The following is a 2,605-nucleotide window of genomic DNA, read 5'->3' as shown; positions in this document are numbered from 1 at the left end:
TTTTAAAAAAATAATAGTCTATTTTTCAGTAACTTTTTTAAAAGTTACTTAACTTAAAAAGTTACTGAAAAGACCTTTTAAAAAATGTACTGAAATTTCAGTACAAACTTATAATAAAAATATAAATAATATATGCACGGTCGTATCTCCCTCCTGTCTGCGACGCCTTAATTTATTTGATAGTGTTATAAGGGGGTGGGGAGAAAGCCCCCAACCCCTACCCCCTCATAAATTTTTATAAGTTATCTAACTAACTGGAACAGAATGTTTAGGGAAGAAGTATTTGCTGTAGACCAACTGAAACTGTAATGTAGCGTAGCAAATTATAGTGTAAGGCGGTAGCCCCCTGGGTGAATGACGAAGTCAGAGGGGCAAGCCCCTTAAAGCTCAATGCAATTGCACACCTTTATGCAATAAAGTATAGTGTGTTATACTTTAAATGGAAGTATTACCATTTTAATCATTTGGTAGTACTTAGTAATTTTGAGTATTACTTTAATAATTCTAAGTGGTACAAGGAACAAATAAGGGGATTATATGGGTTATTGTGTTTGTAGATTTCAAAAATATACTAGGGGTAATGTCTTTGGACTTCAAAAGCATAATCAAAGAGAAAATAAAAATTATGCTAATAAAGATATAAATTCACATATGACAAAAAATAATTTTGATTTAGTTAATTTAAAAAAAGTAAATTATTTAAAAACAATTGATAGGATCATTGAGGAAAATAGAAAATCAACTAGAGCTGTTAGAAAAGATGCTATTGTTTATGTTGAAAGTATTGTAACTTCTGATAGAGAATTTTTTAAATCTTTATCAGAGCAGGAAAGAAATAATTTTTTTATAGAAAGTTATAAGTTTTTACTTGAAAAAATAGGTGAAAATAATATTATTGCTGCAAATGTTCATTTGGATGAAATAACTCCACATATGCATTTTGCTTTTGTTCCTATAACTCTAGATGGTAGTTTATCTGCTAAGAAATTAATCAATAGACAATTTTTAAGAATGATACAAGATGAACTACCAAAGCATTTAAAAAAATTAGGATTTAATATAGAACGTGGAGTTGAAGGTTCTAAAGATAAACATCTAAAAGTTCAAGATTTTAAAAAAGAAACTATAAAAAAATTAGAAAAAGAAATAGATAGTCTTAAAATCGATTTAAACGCTCATAGAATTGCAAATAATGATTTAGAGAGTATTATCTCTATAAAAACAGAAAAAACAATTCTAGGGGGTAAAATAAAGCTTTTAAATGATGATTATTCTAAAATACTAGACAAGTACGAAAAAATTTTAAATGATAATTTGGAATTAAAAAAAGAAAATAAATCTTTAAATAAAAAAAATAAAGATTTAAAAGAAAAATTAGAAAGTAACAATGAAATTATCAAATCTTATGATTATTTGCAGTTGAATTTTGATGAAAAGAAAAAAAAATTAGAATATGAAATTAGAAAAGAAATTCAAGAAGAAATTAAAATTTTAGAAAATAATACAAATCATTTTAGGCATAAATATCTTTCATTGGTTATAGAACATGAAAAATTAATTAAAAAAAGTAATTCGTTAGAATCTCATTTAAATAAATTTAATAAGATCCTTTCAAGTTGTAGTGATAAAACTCAACTTGAATTTAAAAATAAACTTCAACAAAATGAAAATCAAAAGAATAAAAAATATGGTTTTAGTATGTAAATAAAAGCTAGGTTAAACCTAGCTTTTATTTTGTTCTATTTCTTTTATTTGAATTTTTTTACCTTCATTTGTATATTCAATAGTCATTCTTAAACCTTTTATATTTTGCCAAGTTCCAGAACCAAATAAATAAGGATTTAATTTATATACTCCAGTAGCAACTTTAAATAAAATTTCTTTTTTGACTAATTTAGAAATTGCATTTCTAATAACTTGGTCATTAGTATTTAAATTTTTTGCAATTTTTTCTCTGTAATATTTATTTAAAATTACTTCATTTGTACTGAATTGCGTTAATTTTAAAATGTTGTATAAAATATTATTTTGATTGTTAGTAAGACCTTGCAATAATGAAATGTCATCAATATATAATTTTACATATTTAGGTTCTGTTTCAGAAAAAGATACTTTTGTTTTTAAACTATTTTCCTCATCTATTATTTCGCCTAATTCATTAATAGTATATTTAAATTCTGTTTCTGTATTAACAATTTTCTTTTTACCCATTTATAAAATCCCCTTTTATTTTCAAATAAAATAATTAATATTTAAATTAATTGTAACCAATTTTAGTTACAAAATCAATTTAAATATTTTTAAAAATATTGCTTTTTTGTAACCCTCTCAGTTTACCCTTGTAACTGTCTCAGTTACAAGAGTAAACTGTCTCAGTTACAAAAAAAAATCGTAAAGTCGCTTGTTTACTAGCTTAGACGATGTTTTTTTACATCTTATATTATTTAGTCGAAAAATAGACATAAAAAACTTATATATTTTTAAAAAAATAATAGTCTATTTTTCAGTAACTTTTTTAAAAGTTACTTAACTTAAAAAGTTACTGAAAAGACCTTTTAAAAAATGTACTGAAATTTCAGTACAAACTTATAATAAAAATATAAAT

The 2,605-nt window shown here is 23.8% G+C and carries 2 protein-coding genes; one reads left to right on the top strand and one right to left on the bottom strand.

The genetic code is table 11. The features are described from left to right. Positions 1 to 537 precede the first annotated feature (537 nt). Positions 538 to 1,704 (top strand): MobV family relaxase, encoded by a 1,167-nt coding sequence (mobV, locus tag GBZ86_RS14790; protein WP_152891923.1) that lies wholly within the window; start codon positions 538 to 540, stop codon positions 1,702 to 1,704. Between the two features lie 18 nt (positions 1,705 to 1,722). Here mobV and GBZ86_RS14785 read toward each other — a convergent pair whose 3' ends face one another. Continuing rightward, a complete protein-coding gene (locus GBZ86_RS14785; protein ID WP_152891921.1) occupies positions 1,723 to 2,211 on the bottom strand; it encodes a replication/maintenance protein RepL in 489 nt (162 codons plus the stop codon). Positions 2,212 to 2,605: the final 394 nt, after the last annotated feature.

The sequence above is a fragment of the Clostridium tarantellae genome (genome assembly GCF_009295725.1).
In the GTDB taxonomy this organism is placed as follows: Bacteria; Bacillota; Clostridia; order Clostridiales; family Clostridiaceae; genus Sarcina; species Sarcina tarantellae.
Note: the sequence above shows the minus strand (reverse complement) of the source record. Positions and strands in the feature narration are given on the sequence as shown.